Genomic DNA, 15,775 nt, shown 5'->3' on the forward strand with positions numbered 1-15,775 from the left:
GGCCGGTGCCCAGGTCGTCGGAGTCGCCCGCGACCCTGGTCCACTGCTACCGCATGGTCGGCTCCCTGCACGACGCGGAGGACCTCCTCCAGGAGACCTACCTGCGCGCCTGGCGGGCCTACGACCGGTTCCAGGGCAGGTCCTCGCTGCGGGCCTGGCTCTACCGGATCGCCACCAACGCCTGCCTGACCGCCCTGCACCACCGCAGTGCACGCGTCCTGCCCTCAGGCCTGGCCGGCCCGAGCGACGACCCGGACCAGCCGCTCGACCTAGCCCGCCAGGGCGTCGCGTGGCTGCAACCCCTGCCCGGCGCACACTCCGTGATCCAGTCCGCAGCCGACCCGGCAGCCGTCGTCGCCACCCGCGGCAGCGTCCGGCTGGCCCTGGTCAGCGCGCTGCAACAGCTGCCCGCCCGACAACGGGCCGTGCTGATCCTGCGCGAGGTGCTCGAGTGGCCGGCCACCGACGTCGCGGAGCTGCTCGGCACCACGACCACCGCCGTCAACAGTGCCCTGCAACGAGCAAGGACCCACCTCGCCCGCCTGGGCCCCCGCGAGGACGAGGTCACCGAACCCGCCGAGCCCGAACTCCGCCGACTGATCGACCGCTACGCCGCCGCCTTCGAGCGGGCCGACCTCGACACCCTGCTGGACCTGCTGCGTGACGACGTGTCATTGGAGATGCCGCCCCACCTGACCTGGTTCAGCGGCCGCGACACAGTCGCCCGATTCCTGCGCCGGCACGTCCTCGGCGCCCCCGGCACCAACCAGCTCTTCCCCACCACCGCCAACGCCCAACCCGCCCTGGCCGCCTACCGCCTCACCCCCGAGGGCACCCACGACCCCCACGCCCTCCAGGTCCTCACCGTCACCCCCACCGGCATCTCCCGAATCGTCGCCTTCCTGGACCCGGCCCTGCTCTCCTCGTTCGGCCTGGATCGCCCGGGCTCAGGTAGCTGACTCAGCGGTTCGCGGATCGTCCTGCGTGCCGGGTCCGGACGGCGGAGATGACCAGCGCGACGACCAGGACGGCGATGCCGACGAACAGGAGGTAGAGCAGGCCCTTGGCGACCACGCCGACAATGCCGAGCACGATCGCCAGGATGATCAGGAACAGTACGAGTGCCATTTTCGGCCTCCTTCGTGGCCGGTCGGGGCCCTGCGGGCGCGCCAACGGAACTCCCCGCCGCATGCCTTCCATCGTCGCACCGGGGCAGTCGGGGCAGCCAGCGCAGCTGTCCGGCGAGCGCTCGTGCGCCACGTGCGCCACCGGTCGCCGTCGCCATGCTCGGCCCTTACGGTCTGTCCTGGGGCGTGTGTGTCGTCCCGAGGAGGCCAGGATGCGGCATTACCGATGGGTACTCGAGACCCAGGACGACGAGGGCCGCTGGTCCCGGCAGGACGGTGCCCCCATGCCCAACCCTCTGGAGTACGACGGGCCGCCCCAGCGGGCGGTCAACCACCTGCGGGACGTGTTCGTGCGGACGCTCTCCCGGCCCGCTCCCGGCCCCCGAGCGGTCAGGATCCGCCTCTGGGACGGGCCCGAGCCGGTCGGCGAGCCCGAGGCCGAAACCGAGTGGTCGCGCGAGTGACGCACCCTGCCCAGGCCGGCCCTGCCCAGGCCGAGAGGCGGGACGCGCGCGGGCTACGCAGCTGCGGCCCGGGTGGCCCGGGCCTGGTCGAAGGGCAACTCCTGCGCTGCCGAACCGCCGTCCGTCCCCCCGGCTGTCTGTTCGGCGAGGAGTGCGCTCGCCGTCCGGGTGTTGGCCGGGTCGGCCGCCTCGGACATCAGCCGAGCGGCCAGGACGGCATCGGTCGACGGCGGGACGACCAGCAGGTTCAGCCGCAGCGGGGCGAACGAGCACACCATGATCATGTGCTCGTCCTGCTCGCTGGTGAACCAGCCGGCGTGGACGGTGTGCCCCGTGACCGGGATGCGCCGCGGGATGACCGGCCACTGCGCAGGGTTCACGGTGATCCGGGTGACCCGGCCCCACCGCTTGTCGAGTTCGGCTGCCAGGGAAGGGAGTTCAAGGAGCAGATCACGCGACCGGGGCCACCAGGCTCCGTCGAGTCGGCCCGCCCGCACGCCCTCGGGAGCAAGGGAGAGCCGCACGGTGGACTTCGGGGCGTCGGGCGTCATCGCGTGATCGAAGGTCACGGTCATGATCAAGGACCTGTCTCCGCGCCCGGTCGAGCCGGTCGCGGGAAAGCCGTTCGCCGGAGACGACGCCAGTACCCGGGGCCGGCATGCGAGGTGCCTTCGGTAATGTCCAGGTTACTCTCCGCACGCCCAGAACCTGCCATGGTAGCCATGACCAGTTCTGCCGGGAGAAGCCAACCCGGCCGGCGCCGTCGTCGCACGCGGGCGCCGGAGGTCGTCGGCCACGCTTGCCGGTCTTCCCGTCGCCTCTCAGCCGTCCGTCGTGGCGGGGGGCATTGGGGTGCCGCGGCGTCCGCTGGGCTTCGCGGCGCGTAGCCGGCCGAGGGTCCAGCCTCGTCCTTCGGGGTCGAAGGGGCGGGTGGCAGCGGCGAACAGCTCGGCGGCGCGCCGGTAGGACAGGCGCCGACGGCCGCTGTAAGGGCACAGGTCCGCAGCGGGGGTGCCTGCGGCGGCGCGGCGGTCGGTGAGGAACAGCGGGCCGTCGGTGCGGCCGGCGATGAGAAGCGGCAGGAGCCGGGCGGCCCCCGCACCCCATTTCAGCAGCTGTCCGTCTGGGCGTGGATGGCTGCGTCGGCCGGGCAGGTTGACATGGTCGACGTCGAGGGCGAGGACGTTCTCGATGGTGGCGCCGGTCTCGTACAGCAGGTGCCAGGTGGTCTGTTCGCGCAGCGGGGCACGCAGCGCGAACAGTGCGCGGAGGTCGGCGGGGTCCAGCGGCGCTGGTCCGCTTTCGGGCAGAGCCTGCGGGCGCAGATCCGCCATCGGGTCACTGTGGATCCACCCCTGAGCACGCCACCAGGAGACGGCGCTGCGCAGGATCGACAGTTCCCGGTTGACGGTCCGAGGGTCGGTGCCGGTCACCCGCTGCGCGAGTGCGCCTTGCAATCGGGCGGCTGACTGCGGGTTGTCCAGGAGGGCCAGCGGCAGGACCGGTGGCTGCGCGCCGCGCCGGTCGTTCCCGGTGGGCACGGGCCGGTCAACCAGCGGCCACGCCCAGGAGGCCAGGGCGATCCGGTAGATCCGGCGAGAGCTCGAGCCGAGGCGCGCTGCGGCCAGGTATCGGTCGACGGCGACCGCGTACTCCACCGGCTCCGCTGCCCCTTGTCCGGTTGCAGTCATCGTGCGCCCACCTCCGCAATTGCCGCAGTAAATCACTGAATTCAGTACACCGGATACCCGAGCAGGATAGAAGGTCATGCCTGTTCGGAGATGCCAGAAAGACGATTTACTGCGGCAGGATCCGCCTCTCGCAAAGTTGCTGCTACTGGACTCAACTATTTCCCCGAAAAGCCTTGTGAGTGCTTACCGCGGGCGGCAGACTCTCCGTCCATGGCAGTGGATGTGCACAAGACCGACGAGGGCGCACGAGGACTGAAGGGCCGTCTGGCCGTCTTGGCCGAGCCTGACTTCAGACGGTTCTTCGTCGGCTATACGACGTCGTTGCTCGGGTCGTCGATGGCGCCGGTGGCGGTGGCCTTCGCTGTGCTCGACACCGGCGGTGGCGGCACCGACCTCGGCTGGGTAATGGCGGCCAGGATCCTTCCGATCGTGCTCGTGCTGCTCGCAGGCGGACTCGTCGCCGACCGGTTGGGCAGCAAGCGCGTGATGCTGGCGACGGATCTGCTCCGCAGTTGCGTACAGGCGGTATTCGCTGTCCTGCTCATTGCGGGTCATTCGCCGGTGTGGGCCATGGCCGTGCTGGTCGCCGTCTGGGGCGTCGGGGAGGGGTTCTTCCTTCCCGCGTTGGGTGCGCTCGTCCCGCACGTGGTGCGGCGGAGGGGCCATCTGTCGGACGCCAACACACTGCTGGGCCTGGCCAGATCGGTGTCCACCGTCGCCGGCCCGGCCGCCGCCGGGATCATCACGGCCACCTGGGGGCCTGCTGTGGTGCTGCTCGCAGATGCCGTCAGCTACGCGATCGGTGCCGCGGCCCTCGCCCGGCTGACCGTTCCCCGCCGTCCGGCGGGCGGGGAGGAGTCCCTCCTGGCGGACCTGCGGCAAGGCTGGTCGGAATTCCGTTCGCGGACCTGGTTGTGGATCACGACGTTCCACATGGGGCTGTTCAATCTCCTGGTGTGGGCGCCCTTTCTCGTCCTGGGCCCCCTCACCGCCCAGCACCGGCTCGGCGGGGCTCGGAGCTGGGGCTTGATCATGGCCGCCTACGGGGCTGGAGCCGTCCTGGGCGGATTGGCCATGCTGGGTCGCCGACCACGCCGCCCACTCGCGGTGGCGACCGTCGCCACTCTCGGCTGGGCGCTACCTTCCGCCTCGCTGGCCGCCGGTGCGGCGATCACCTGGACGGTCCTCGCCGCTCTGCTCGCCGGGGTCGGCGCCGCCGTCTGCGACACCCTCTACACCACCACGATCCAACACCAGGTGCCGTCCGACGTCCTGGCCCGCGTCAGCTCCTTCGGCGCCGTGGGTGCATTTGTCCTCGGACCGGCCGGTCTGGCGGCTGCCGGCCCGATAGCGGCTCACGCCGGCACCTCGTGGGTCCTGGCTGCCGGCGCCCTGTGGCAACTGGCCGCGGGTGCGGTGGTCCTGGCCATCCCCGCGGTACGGACGATGGGGCTGCCGCGCCCGCCCGCCGCGACAGCCGAGGTGCCGCCACGGCCGGTACCCGCCCGGACGCCGAAGAACTCGGTCGGAGAACCAGACGGACCGTCACGAAAGACCGCGGCGGGGCAGGAGCCCAGGTGATCGAGACTGCGCGGCTGTTGGGGATCATCGTCGGTCGCCGCTGGACGGCCTGGTTGCTGTACTTCGCTGTTGTACTTCCCGTCCTACCGGGCCGAGTCGCCAGCCGCCGGTTCCTGGTTCGGCGCCGACGGCAGGGTACGCAGCCTGCTGACCGGGGAGACGGCGAGCGCGATCACCAGGGCGGCTGAGCCGATGGCCGCCGTGGTCAGGGCGTTCTTGTCGCCGATCCCGCCCGCGAGCAGACCGGCCGTCAGTCCTCCCAGAGCGCCGCCGCCGAAGAGCAGCGTGCGGAAGCAGGCGGTCATACGGCTCATCATCGACTGGGGCGTGGCAGTCTGCCGCAGGCTGACGATGATGACGTTGGCGATGCCGAGGCCCAGGTAGGTGGTGAAGAAGGACACGATCACCAAGCCGACTACGACCACCTTCGGCCCACCGGCCAGGATGATCACCGCCGGGCCGAGCAGCAGTGCCGTCTGGGCCACGAAGTAGACGTGCCCGATCGGGAACCGTGCGATCACCTTGCGGGAGATCATCGCGCCGATCAGGCCGCCCACGGAGGCGGTCGCGAAGACCACGCCGAGCGTGGACGAGTCGAGGTGCAGCTCGTGCGTTCCGTAGAGCAGGAACATGGTCCAGACCGTCACCATCGAGAAGTTGCAGCAGAATCCGACCAGCGCCAGCCAGCGCAGGATCGGATTGCGGAAGACCCAGTCCAGGCCCTCCCGCAGTTCCGTCAGCACGTGTCGCTTCGCGGTCGGCGCGGGGCGCGACTCCTCGCTACGGATCAGCAGCAGCGAGAACACCGAGACCAGGTAGGAGAACGCGTCCACGATCAGCGCCACCGGCGCGGACAGGGCGGAAACCAGGACGCCCGCGAGCCCGGGGCCGGCCACCTCCGACGCCGACGAGCTGACCCCCATCTTCGCGCTGGCCTCGACGTAGTGCTCGGTGTCCTTGACCAGGGTGGGCACGAAGGGCATCCAGCTCACGTCGAACAGCACCGAGGCGATGCCGATCGCGCAGGCGATGACCAGAAGCACCGGCATGTTGAGGGCGTGCGACCAGTTCAACACCGGTATCAGCGCGATCAGTACCATCCGGACCAGGTTGGTCCAGAGCATGACGTGTCGCCGTCGGACCCGGTCGACCCAGACACCGAAGAGCAGCGCGAACCCGATATAGGGGACGAGTTGCAGGAACCGCAGGACGCCGACCTGTTCGTCGGTGGCGTGGAAGGTGTAGACGGCGGTCAGCGGCAGCGCGAGGTTGGTGACCTGGGTGCCGAGCAGCGACAGGGTCTCGCCGAGCCAGAACCTGAGGAAGTCGCCGTTGTGCCACAGGCTTTCCGTGGGCTCGGTGGGTGCGGTAGCCGCCTCGACCGCGATGGGGGTCGCTGTCATCAGTTGCTCCTCTGCCGGCGGGCGAGGTCGGCCACGGCGTCAGCGACCTCGGCCACCTCCTCCTCGGTGTTGTAGTAGTTCGGCGACAGGCGCAGGCACCAGTCGACGGCTTTGTCGGCGAAGTCGTACTGGGCGAACTCCCGGAAGCTCAGCGCGGAGTTGATGCCGCGCGCGTCCATCGCGGCTTTGAACGGCTGGGGCTGCCAGCCGTCGATCGCGAAGGTGACGAGCGCCGCCGGTGCCGGGCCGCCGTCGAGGACCCGGACACCGGGGATGGCGGCGAGGCGGTCGCGCAGCTGCCCGCCCAGTGCGGGCGTGCGGCGGGAGATCGGCTCCAGGCCGACCCGCAAGGCGTAGCGCACCGCGGCCGCGCTGCCCAGCACGGTCGCGTACGGGAACTCCCACTCCTCGAACCGGGCTGCGGTGTCGACCGGGCGGTACTCGCCGGGCTCGGTCCAGCGCGCACCGTACATGTCGATGAACAGCGGCTCGTAGCCCTCCCCCAGTACCCGGTCCGAGACGTAGAGGAAGCCCGAACCGCGCGGCCCGCGCAGGAACTTGCGGCAGGTTGCGGTGAGGAAGTCGCAGCCGATCTCCTCGACGTCGAGTTCGTACTGGCCGACCGACTGGCAGGCGTCGACGAGGTACAGCAGGTCGAGTTCCCGGCAGTACCGGCCGATCTCCGCCACCGGTTGGACGAGACCGGAGTTGGTGGGGACATGTGTCGCGGCAACCAGCCGGGGACGCCGCGACCGCATCAGAGCAGCCATCGCCGCCACGTCGACACCGCTGCCGTCGGGGTGGTCGGGAGCGTGCACGATCTCGACGCCGAACCGCCTGCGCAGTGCGAGGAAGGCGATCTGATTGGAGATGAAGTCATTGCGCGTGGTGAGGATGACGTCGCCGGGCTGGAAGTCGATCGCCGACAGGGCCTTGCTGTAGGCGTGGGTGGCGCTGCCGGCGAAGGCGATGTTCTCGGGCCCGGCGTTGACGAGCTCGCCGACCGCCAGGTAGAAGTCGCGGACCTGTGCCGCCCGCGCGGCGGAGGCTTCGTAGCCACCGATGTTCGCCTCGAGTTCGAGGTGATCGAGCATCGTCCGCAGCACCGGGCGGGCGAGCAGGCCGCAGCCGGCGTTATTGAGGTGGATCACCGACTCGCAGCCCGGGGTGTCGGCGCGCAGCGCCGCGATGTCGAGGAGCGGTTCCCCAGTTGGGACAGAAGCGCTATCCTGTATCTTCATGTCTGACAGTAGCAGTACTGCGACGCTGGTGGCGATCCTCCGCGCGGAGATCGCGCGGCTCGTCCCGGGCGACCGACTGCCCAGCAGTCGCGATCTGACTGGCCGTCACGGAGTCAGTCCGGTAACGGTTTCGCGCGCGTTCGCACTGCTGGCGGCCGAGGGCGCGGTGGTGACGCGCCCGGGCAGCGGAACATACGTGGCCCCCCGCCGGACCCGGGCGGGCATCGATGTCCCGGACACGTCCTGGCAGGCGGTGGCGCTGGCCGGGCGCAACCTGGACCTGGGTGATGCGGACGGACCGTCAGGTGGCTTGCCGGACGGTGTGATCGCGATGGCCGGCGGTTACCTGCACGAATCACTCCAGCCGACCCGGGCGTTGGGTGCGGCCCTGGCCCGCGCGGCCCGTCGCCCGAATGCGTGGGACCGCGCCCCGACGGCGGGCCTGGCACCCCTGCGCGCGATCTTCGCCCGGCTGGCCGGCAGTACGGTGAGCCCGGAGGACGTGCTGGTCACCGGGGGTGGGCAAGGCGCCCTGTCGATGGTGTTCCGCGCGATCGCCGCACCGGGCAGCCCGATCCTGGTGGAGTCGCCGACCTATCCCGGCGCCCTGGCCGCCGCCCGGGCGGCGGGGCTGCGCCCGGTGCCTGTCCCGATGGACGACGACGGCACCCGTCCCGACCTGCTGGCTGACGCGTTCGCCATGACCGGAGCCCGGCTGTTGTACTGCCAGCCGACGTTCCATAACCCGACCGGCACGGTGCTCGCACCCGCGCGGCGCCGCGAGGTCGTGGACGTGGCCCGCGCCGCCGGGGCCTTCCTCGTCGAGGACGACTTCGCCCGGCACCTCGGCCACGGCGGACCGGTGCCCCGCGCGCTCGTCGCCGACGACCGCGACGGCACGGTGATCCACCTGACCTCGCTGACCAAGCCGGCGTCGCCGAGCCTGCGCATCGGCGCCGTGATCGCCCGCGGCCCGGTGATGCGACGGCTGCAGGGGATGCGACTGGTCGAGGACTTCTTCATCGCCAGGCCCCTGCAGGAGGCGGCCATCGAGTTGGTGAGCACTCCGGCCTGGGACCGGCACCTGCGGGCCCTGTCCACGGCACTGCGGGAACGCTGCACGGCGTTGGCCGAGGCACTCGCCCGCGAGGTACCCGACTGGACGATCAGCCGGCTCCCGGCAGGCGGTCTGCACCTGTGGGTCCAGCTCCCGCCAGGAGCGGCGGACTCTGCCACCGCGGACGCGGCGCGAGCGTACGGTGTGGCCCTCAACTCCGGCAGCCGCTTCTTCCCGTCCGAACCACCGAGCACCTGGCTGCGGCTGGGCTTCGCAGCCGCCGCAGGCCCGGCCGAACTCGCCGAAGGCGCCCGCCGCCTCAAGGTGGCGGCGGGTGCTGACCGTTGACCTGTCGGTCGCCCCCGGGCTCAGCGCGGCAACAGCGCCAGTACCTCGGGCAGCTTGCCGATCAACCCGGTGGCGCCTGCGGTCGTGAGCTTCGCGGAGTCGGTGAGGGCGGTGTAGCCGTAGACGTCCATCCCGGCCGCGAGGGAGCACCCGGACAGCACCCGGTGGGCGATCGGCTCGCTCTCCACGAGTACACCATCGTTGTCGAAAATCACCACGTCATATCGCATGCGGCGGAAACTACTTGGTTCCTCCGGAGAGGCGCCCTTCCCGGATCCCCGCGCGCAGGGCGGACTCCAGACCCAGCCGCCGCCCGTCTGCGGAGTCGAAGTCGACGTGGAGGTCCAACCCGAAACTGGACCAATGATTCGGCACAGGACTGGATCTTATCCATGGTCCAGCTGCCCACTAGGTTCGTGGACGAGGCGGCGTCAGGACCGTTGAGAATCCTCGCGGGTGGTCGGCCGTCCTCGCCCAGTTTCAGCACACCGCCCGGAAGGACCAGCAGCAGTGATTGTGATCGCCCACCTCAGTGATATCCACATCGACGGCGAGCAGCGCAGCATCGATCGCACCAGAGCGGTCATGGACTACCTGGAAGACCTCCCCTACGACCTCGATGCCGTCCTGGTCACGGGGGACATTGCCGACCACGGCCTGCGGTCCGAGTACGAGCTGGCCCGTCAGTTGCTGTCCTCCCGGCACCCGGTGCTGGTCTGCCCGGGCAACCACGACGAGCGGAGCGCCTTCCGCGAATCCCTTCTCCAGGAGCCGCCTTCGGCGACTCCGGTCAACCAGGTGCACCGCGCTGCTGGGTTCGTCATCGCGCTGTGCGACTCCTCCGTGCCGGGCAAGGACGAGGGGTTTCTCGAGGACGAGACGCTGGCCTGGTTGGAGGGCGTCCTCGCCCGGACCCCTCGCGAGCTGCCCGTCCTGATCGGCTTCCACCACCCGCCGGCCTTGCTGCACAGCCCCTTCATCGACGGCATCCGCCAGTTCGGCGAGCAGCGGCTCGCCGCGCTGGTGGACCGCCACCCCAATGTCACCGCCCTGCTCTGCGGCCACGCCCACACCCCTGCGGCGACCACCTTCGCCGGGCGGCCCCTGCTGGTCGCGCCCGGAGTCGTCTCCACGCTCCGCCTCCCCTGGGAGCGCTACGCCCACCCGGAGGACCACGTCCACCTCGACCTGCCGCCCGCCCTCGCCTTCCACGTCCTGGATGACAAGGGACGGCTGACGGCCCACTACCGGAGTGTCGTCGACTGATCACGTCGTCAGCTCCGTCAGGATCCTGAGCCGCAGTCACGCAGTTGGTCGCGCAGAACGAATCAGGGCCCCACCGGATCTCTCCGATAGGGCCCTGAACTCGTACTACTGGGTCGAGGTGGCGGGATTTGAACCCACGGCCTCTTCGTCCCGAATCACGGGCGGGGTGGCCGTTGAGGTCATCTGCGCAGTTCCGAGGTGGTGCCAGGTGCGCTGAGGCCCACTGTTGGAAGCCCCGGTTGCTGTACTTCGCTGCTGTACCTCTGCCACAGGAGGCTCGAAGGATCGCTTGCGTCGACATGGCGCGCGCGGGGGATAGATAGTTTCTGAAAAGATACTATCTCTAGCGCTACTATCTTGTCCGCACTGTCTCCGCCTCCTGATGGGGTCCCCACATGCGTCGGTTTATTGGTCGGGGTCGAGAGCTGCGCATCCTGGACCATGCGCTCCGCGAAGTCCGAGAAGCCGGCGCCGGCGCCGCACGACCTGGTCAGTGCCTGCTCATGCGAGGGCGGCGACGGGTCGGGAAATCGACGCTGGTCGAGGAGTTCCTGCGGCGTGCGGAGGCTCCTCAGCTGTTCTTCACAGCCAGCGGCGGATCTACCGAGGATGAACTGGTGGAGCTGCTCGACGCGGTCGCCACCTCCACGCTGCCGGGCAAAGCACTCTTCGCGGAGGAGGCACCAGCCCAGTGGAACGCTGCCTTCCGGTTGCTCGCCGAGATCTTGCCCGACGACTCGCCCAGCGTGGTGGTGATCGATGAGGTGCCCTACCTCATGGAGCGCATCGATGCCTTCGAGGGCATGCTCCAACGAGCGTGGGACCGACTGCTGAGCCGTAAGCCGGTCCTCCTGCTGCTGGTCGGCTCGGATCTGTCGATGATGGAGGCGCTCAATAGCTACGACCGACCGTTCCACCAGCGCGGACGCGAGATGGTCGTGGGGCCGTTGAACCCGGCCGACCTCAGAGACATGCTCGAACTGGAGCCGGCTGCTGCTTTCGACGCGGCCCTCATCACCGGCGGGTTGCCGCTGATCTGCCGGGAGTGGCCGGTCGGAGCATCGATGTGGGAGTTTCTGGACGCTGCGTTGGCGAACCCGATCTCCGCTCTACTGGTCTCGGCGGAGCGGTCGCTTGCTGCCGAGTTTCCCCCTCAGGCGATGGGCCGGGAGGTTCTGCGGGCGATCGGGACGGGTGAGCGGACTTTCACCAACATCGCCCGGGCCGCGGGGGGGATCGCGCACAGCACCCTTACGAGGGCGGCCGACCTGTTGATCGACAAGCGCGTGGTTGCGGCAGAGCTTCCGATCTCACTGCACCCCTCGAAGGAACGCCGCTACCGGGTGGCGGACCCCTACCTGCGCTTCTGGCTGGCGTTTCTGGGCCCGCACATGGCAGAGATCGAGCGGATGCGTGGCGACCTCACACTGGCGCGGATCAGGGAACAGTGGCCCAGCTGGCGAGGTCGCGCCGTCGAGCCGCTGATCCGGGAGTCGCTCGCCCGCATCCTCCCTGATGGCGCGCTGCCCGCCGCTCCCGTCGTCGGCGGCTACTGGACCAGGAGCAACGACGTCGAGATCGACATCGTGGGCGCTGACCGCGAACCCGTGGCCAAGGACCTGCTGTTCCTGGGGTCGATCAAGTGGCTGGAGACATCGCCGTTCGACGCTCATGACCTGGCGGCCCTGCACAAGCACCGAGCCGCACTTACGGACGACCCGGTCCCGCTCGTCGCGGTCTCCCGAAGCGGCGTCAACTGCGCTGGGCTGCAGGCAAGCTATGGACCCGAGCAGCTACTGGACGCGTGGCGGTCCGCTGAGCCACTGGCGGCTCCACGTTCACCATGCCCGGGCTGAAGACCGATGTGGCGGGGATTGTCACTGCAGGCGGGCACAGCGGGGCCTCGGCCTGCCGGCGGATCCCTGTGGCCCTGAGGAGCGTTGTTGATGTTCTGGTTCAACTCCCGACCCGATCGCAGTCGTGGACCAGGCAGATGAAGTGGCCCTGGCCATCCAACTGCTACAGGCCCGCGGCTGGCCCGTTCGGCCTGCGGAGCCTGCGGACCAGGTGACCGCCACGGCGAACCGAGTCGCGTTCATCGTGGAGGTGCGCCTCTCGGGCTCGCGGCGTGGTGCCCGCGCGGCGGCTGAGAGCGGTGTCCAGCGGTTGGCGGCTGAGGCGCCGCTCGGCCTCTGGGTGCGTGATTCTGCCCTGGTTGAACCGGTGCGCGAGCAGCGCACCACCTACCACGTATTTGCCGGCAGGTCGGGGTCAGGCGGCATGACCGGGTGGGTCGCCGACCTTTGGCAGGAGTTCGGGGGCGCGGACGTTCAGCGGTCGTTGAGCCTGCCCGGGGCGCCCGATCCGGCAGCTGCGCGAGCGGAACTACTGGGTCGGAGCCTCGGCGGTGTCGACTTCGACTCGCAGAGGCACGGAATCCGGGTGGCAATGGCGCCGCGACAGTCGATTCCTGCATCGGGACAGCACTCGGGCTGGGCGATTGTCCGGGCTGCAACGGCAATGGTCGCCGCGGTGGCGGCGATTGTGCTCTGCGGCGTGGGCACCGCCGTGCTGTCAGGGGCCTGGAGGGCGATGCCTGGGTCTGGGATCCGCAGCGGGGCTCTGCACCGGGCCACATTTGGCAGGCCGTCAGCGTGCCAGCAGCGGAGGTCGCAGTCGTCCCTGCTACCCGAATGGATTGCGGCGGCACCACGCACCCGTGATCCGCGAGGGGCTCCACCAAGTGCCGAGTCTCGGTCTGACGTGCCGGGAGCTGGTGGAGGGTCTGACGTGCCTTCGGGAGGCGGCTCAGTAGAAACTCTCCAGGATTTCTCCCGAGAGGTCCCCACAAGCAGTCAGGGCCGGTGTCCTGTGAAGGACACCGGCCCTGAGCTGGTGTTACTGGGTCGGGGTGGCGGGATTTGAACCCACGGCCTCTTCGTCCCGAAGCAACCTGGGCACCCGTCCCACCTTGGGCCAACCGCCGCTGACCTGCACGCACGGTCCCCGAACGTCCGTGGCTGTCCGTCGAAGCACGGGCCTGTTGTAGCGCAGTTAGACACTCAGCGTTCGCCGGCGCCTCCTAGGGTTCTCGCGGGCCCCCAGTGCCAGCTCGTTGCTAGGGTCGGCGCGTGCTGAGGTCGACCGCACGGTAAAGGACGGGACCTGGGGTGCGGACAGGGTCGTCTGCCTCATCACAGCTGACTCCCCCTCCTGGAAGCTCAGAGCCAACCGGGGATAGTCACGACGTCCACCTTCGACCACCAAGACTCCTCCCCAAGCGCGACGAGGGCATCGAGACGGCTGTCACGCTCGAAGGGGGCTCGGTCGAGGACAGTTAGAGCCGGCTTAATACCGCCACAGGCCTCGGAGAGCCGGGCCAGAGAAGGGATCGCTCGCATCATGTACTGCTGAAGATGGGTTACCGTTTCCAGCGTAGGAGTTTTTCCGTCATGAACAAGTCGCGAGCGCGCACCATAAAGCTTTTTGATTCGAGCCATTGTGCGAACGGCATTATCTCCCGAAGTCACAAGCAGCGACGCCCTCTGGCAGAGGCGGTACGTGATTTCACCGTCCAGGCCGTCACCAATGAGCGCCTCGAATGCCACTGCAAGTGTCAGTAGCGCCTTCGGCAGTGACCCCGATTGGCGCTCAATGATTGACTCTCGAAAAAAGTCAAGAGAAATGTAGATGCGCTCACCGGTCTCGACAGGCCACGCAGCAACCAGTTCACCCCACCGGTCGAGACGGGAGTCGCTGAGGCTTGCTTGCCGCGCTCCGGCACCGCCCCATAGGGGTACAACGCGCACCCACTGACCGTGATCGGCATCGTACCGATCTAGGACTGCATGGTAGGTAGGAGCGAGACGCTGAGTACAGGACAGGAGTGCGAAGCGCCGCTTCACAATCTCTGCCACCTCGGAGGGGTCATTGGATTCGATGCCGAACATTTCAATTCGCCAGCCGCCAGCGTACGGATTCGCCAAGCTGCGCGACACTCGGTCGGACTCCCGCCTATTAAGCTTCGCAAGTACCATCCCCGCTCCAAGGGGACGACGATACAGCCGATCCGGCCCCACCGGGATGTCAATCCATACGTTTTCCAGTGGGCATGTCACGCGCAACGCTCCATGCGCCGGGGTAGCCGCAGCCTGTTCGGTCATGTGCAGATGCTACGGCGCCCTGGCTTCGATGCTGAAGTCCTTTTCCGAATTGACGGAATCTATTCAAGCCCGGGCTGGCTGGGCGAGAGCTCTCGGCGCGGATCGAGTTGGCGAGGATCCTGGGTGGTGGAGTCTCAATGACCAAGTCAAGTTGTCGGCAGGCCACACGGCTCTAGGAGAACGGGTGTCGGCTCCTCACGCCGACCTGCACCGCTCCACCGCTGGGCAGTTGGCCACTCTTCGCCCGCCGACACCCGTGGCTCCCCACCCAACCTGGCACGGCTCTGGCGCGCAGGATGTGCAAGTTGGCAACAGACACCTCCGCCGCCCCGAAATCACGTACAGTGATGAACCTGAAGCAGAATGCGACAGAAGGGTGTCGAGTGATCATCCGCGAATTCCTGTACGTCGACACAGACAAGGTGCGCTCCATGCTGGCCCAGCTGGAAGGCGGCGTGGAAGAAGAGGAGCGCACGACAGACAAGAAAACCAAGAGATCAGAAGGCGGTGTCAAGGGGTTCCTTGGCCACTACCAAGAATGGGGAGATGAGCGCCATGTAAGCAAGGCGCTGGGAGATCTAATCTTCCCCACTCTTGAAGATTCGCTGGAATCCGAGGGTATGATCCGCGATATCTCTCAAGAGCTGACTGATCCACAGTATTGGAACTCTGGATCCCTGCAATCAGAAAATCCCCCTGGGTCAATCGTGAGGATCACGTCACGAGGGTCGTTCTTTGATGCCAGATATGTAGCCACGAGCTTCGCCGCCTTCTCGTCAGCAGCCCTAGGGTTTCAGGGTCTGTCGCAAGAGGAAGCGCCTTCATCGCGGCCTGCCAAGAAGCAGCAGCCCCGGCCTCCACGAACCGGCGAAGGCCCAGCGACTGCCAGTCAGCTGGAAGACTTGGTTCTTAATTTCGACGCAGCCGCCGGCGTCGCTCCCCACCAGCTCCGCTCCTTCATCAGAATCTCCAGAGGCCTGTTCGCGCCCGGCCTGCACTTGAATATGTTCCCACTCGGCAACCTCGGACATACGATCGGAGCCAGGCTCCAGGAGGGTCGGCAGTATCTCGACAGTGATCCAGACATCCTGTTCGCAAGATACGGCACAGGCGAACAGGAATGGACACTTGTCGGAAGCGTTGGACATTTTGCCGCCCTGCAAGAGTCCCCCGACTTTGGAGAGGAATCGTTCGTCTCGGACGGCAAGCTTCAGCGAGGTAAGACTGGCAGGACCATCAATGAGTTTCTACAGTGGATGGGGGCTGTAGGATTCATCGACCTGCCGCAGCATCCAGGATTCTCGGTAATTCCACTGGCTGTTTATCGTCAAATCCCCCGCCCAACTTCCACAGCGGTCGCAACTACCGCCTGAGGAAAGGCGATAGCGCCGTCCCTGCCGCCCCAGGGAAAGGCATTGGACGCCCAGGGTGGTG

Annotated in this window: 13 protein-coding genes and 1 pseudogene; 7 read left to right on the forward strand and 7 right to left on the reverse strand. The window is 68.2% G+C overall.

Annotated features, from left to right (window positions below):
• Positions 1-5 precede the first annotated feature (5 nt).
• Positions 6-959, forward strand: coding sequence for an RNA polymerase subunit sigma-70 (locus BR98_RS24375; protein WP_035847533.1), 954 nt, complete (start codon positions 6-8; stop codon positions 957-959).
• A gap of 1 nt (position 960) precedes the next feature.
• Here the strand turns inward: BR98_RS24375 and BR98_RS40490 are convergent, their stop codons facing one another.
• Positions 961-1,128, reverse strand: coding sequence for a hypothetical protein (locus BR98_RS40490; protein ID WP_198042276.1), 168 nt, complete (start codon positions 1,126-1,128; stop codon positions 961-963).
• A gap of 211 nt (positions 1,129-1,339) precedes the next feature.
• Here BR98_RS40490 and BR98_RS24380 point away from each other — a divergent pair, with 211 nt between their 5' ends.
• Positions 1,340-1,591: a hypothetical protein gene (locus BR98_RS24380; protein WP_035847536.1), complete on the forward strand. Its 252-nt coding sequence runs from the start codon at positions 1,340-1,342 to the stop codon at positions 1,589-1,591.
• Between the two features lie 53 nt (positions 1,592-1,644).
• Here the strand turns inward: BR98_RS24380 and BR98_RS24385 are convergent, their stop codons facing one another.
• Both BR98_RS24385 and BR98_RS24390 read right to left on the reverse strand, forming a co-directional pair.
• Positions 1,645-2,166: a DUF5994 family protein gene (locus tag BR98_RS24385; protein ID WP_051970160.1), complete on the reverse strand. Its 522-nt coding sequence runs from the start codon at positions 2,164-2,166 to the stop codon at positions 1,645-1,647.
• A 246-nt stretch (positions 2,167-2,412) separates the two neighbouring features.
• Positions 2,413-3,282: a hypothetical protein gene (locus BR98_RS24390; protein ID WP_051970161.1), complete on the reverse strand. Its 870-nt coding sequence runs from the start codon at positions 3,280-3,282 to the stop codon at positions 2,413-2,415.
• Positions 3,283-3,492: 210 nt separating this feature from the next.
• On the opposite strand from BR98_RS24390, the gene BR98_RS24395 reads away from it, so the two are divergent.
• The gene (locus tag BR98_RS24395) at positions 3,493-4,863 is read left to right on the forward strand and encodes an MFS transporter (protein ID WP_063774838.1); all 1,371 of its coding nucleotides are present in this window, start codon (positions 3,493-3,495) and stop codon (positions 4,861-4,863) included.
• 83 nt (positions 4,864-4,946) lie between these two features.
• Here BR98_RS24395 and BR98_RS24400 read toward each other — a convergent pair whose 3' ends face one another.
• Positions 4,947-6,266, reverse strand: a complete 1,320-nt coding sequence (locus BR98_RS24400; protein WP_035847538.1) for an MFS transporter — start codon at positions 6,264-6,266, stop codon at positions 4,947-4,949.
• The gene (locus BR98_RS24405; RefSeq protein WP_035847541.1) at positions 6,266-7,507 is read right to left on the reverse strand and encodes an aminotransferase class V-fold PLP-dependent enzyme; all 1,242 of its coding nucleotides are present in this window, start codon (positions 7,505-7,507) and stop codon (positions 6,266-6,268) included. Before BR98_RS24405 ends, BR98_RS24400 begins: the two co-directional genes overlap by 1 nt.
• Here BR98_RS24405 and BR98_RS24410 point away from each other — a divergent pair.
• Positions 7,506-8,912, forward strand: a complete 1,407-nt coding sequence (locus tag BR98_RS24410) for an aminotransferase-like domain-containing protein (protein WP_051970162.1) — start codon at positions 7,506-7,508, stop codon at positions 8,910-8,912. The two genes, BR98_RS24405 and BR98_RS24410, sit on opposite strands and share 2 nt — an antisense overlap.
• Positions 8,913-9,061: 149 nt before the next feature.
• Here the strand turns inward: BR98_RS24410 and BR98_RS40495 are convergent.
• Positions 9,062-9,142, reverse strand: a pseudogene (locus tag BR98_RS40495) (hydrolase); the annotation flags it as partial.
• Positions 9,143-9,422: 280 nt separating this feature from the next.
• Between BR98_RS40495 and BR98_RS24420 the strand changes: the two are divergent.
• Positions 9,423-10,178 carry a metallophosphoesterase gene (locus BR98_RS24420; protein WP_035847549.1) on the forward strand — a complete coding sequence of 252 codons (756 nt, stop codon included), beginning with the start codon at positions 9,423-9,425 and terminating at the stop codon, positions 10,176-10,178.
• 395 nt (positions 10,179-10,573) lie between these two features.
• On the forward strand, positions 10,574-12,034 hold the full coding sequence (locus tag BR98_RS24425; protein WP_051970163.1) for an ATP-binding protein: 1,461 nt from the start codon (positions 10,574-10,576) through the stop codon (positions 12,032-12,034).
• 1,365 nt (positions 12,035-13,399) lie between these two features.
• On the opposite strand, the gene BR98_RS39625 is transcribed toward BR98_RS24425, so the two are convergent.
• Positions 13,400-14,341 carry a HEPN domain-containing protein gene (locus BR98_RS39625; RefSeq protein ID WP_157537918.1) on the reverse strand — a complete coding sequence of 314 codons (942 nt, stop codon included), beginning with the start codon at positions 14,339-14,341 and terminating at the stop codon, positions 13,400-13,402.
• 305 nt (positions 14,342-14,646) lie between these two features.
• Between BR98_RS39625 and BR98_RS39630 the strand changes: the two genes are divergently transcribed.
• Complete coding sequence (locus tag BR98_RS39630; RefSeq protein WP_157537919.1) at positions 14,647-15,714, forward strand: DUF6414 family protein; 1,068 nt, start codon at positions 14,647-14,649, stop codon at positions 15,712-15,714.
• Positions 15,715-15,775 lie beyond the last annotated feature (61 nt).

This window comes from Kitasatospora azatica KCTC 9699 (assembly GCF_000744785.1).
Taxonomy (GTDB): domain Bacteria; phylum Actinomycetota; class Actinomycetes; order Streptomycetales; family Streptomycetaceae; genus Kitasatospora; species Kitasatospora azatica.

Excerpts from the sequence above, each read along its gene's own strand:
- BR98_RS40490 (WP_198042276.1), bottom strand. The coding sequence starts at position 1,128 with ATGGCACTCGTACTGTTCCTGATCATCCTGGCGATCGTGCTCGGCATT.
- BR98_RS24380 (WP_035847536.1), top strand. The coding sequence starts at position 1,340 with ATGCGGCATTACCGATGGGTACTCGAGACCCAGGACGACGAGGGCCGC.
- BR98_RS24385 (WP_051970160.1), bottom strand. The coding sequence starts at position 2,166 with ATGACCGTGACCTTCGATCACGCGATGACGCCCGACGCCCCGAAGTCC.
- BR98_RS24390 (WP_051970161.1), bottom strand. The coding sequence starts at position 3,282 with ATGACTGCAACCGGACAAGGGGCAGCGGAGCCGGTGGAGTACGCGGTC.
- BR98_RS24395 (WP_063774838.1), top strand. The coding sequence starts at position 3,493 with ATGGCAGTGGATGTGCACAAGACCGACGAGGGCGCACGAGGACTGAAG.
- BR98_RS24400 (WP_035847538.1), bottom strand. The coding sequence starts at position 6,266 with ATGACAGCGACCCCCATCGCGGTCGAGGCGGCTACCGCACCCACCGAG.
- BR98_RS24410 (WP_051970162.1), top strand. The coding sequence starts at position 7,506 with ATGTCTGACAGTAGCAGTACTGCGACGCTGGTGGCGATCCTCCGCGCG.
- BR98_RS24405 (WP_035847541.1), bottom strand. The coding sequence starts at position 7,507 with ATGAAGATACAGGATAGCGCTTCTGTCCCAACTGGGGAACCGCTCCTC.
- BR98_RS24425 (WP_051970163.1), top strand. The coding sequence starts at position 10,574 with ATGCGTCGGTTTATTGGTCGGGGTCGAGAGCTGCGCATCCTGGACCAT.
- BR98_RS39625 (WP_157537918.1), bottom strand. The coding sequence starts at position 14,341 with ATGACCGAACAGGCTGCGGCTACCCCGGCGCATGGAGCGTTGCGCGTG.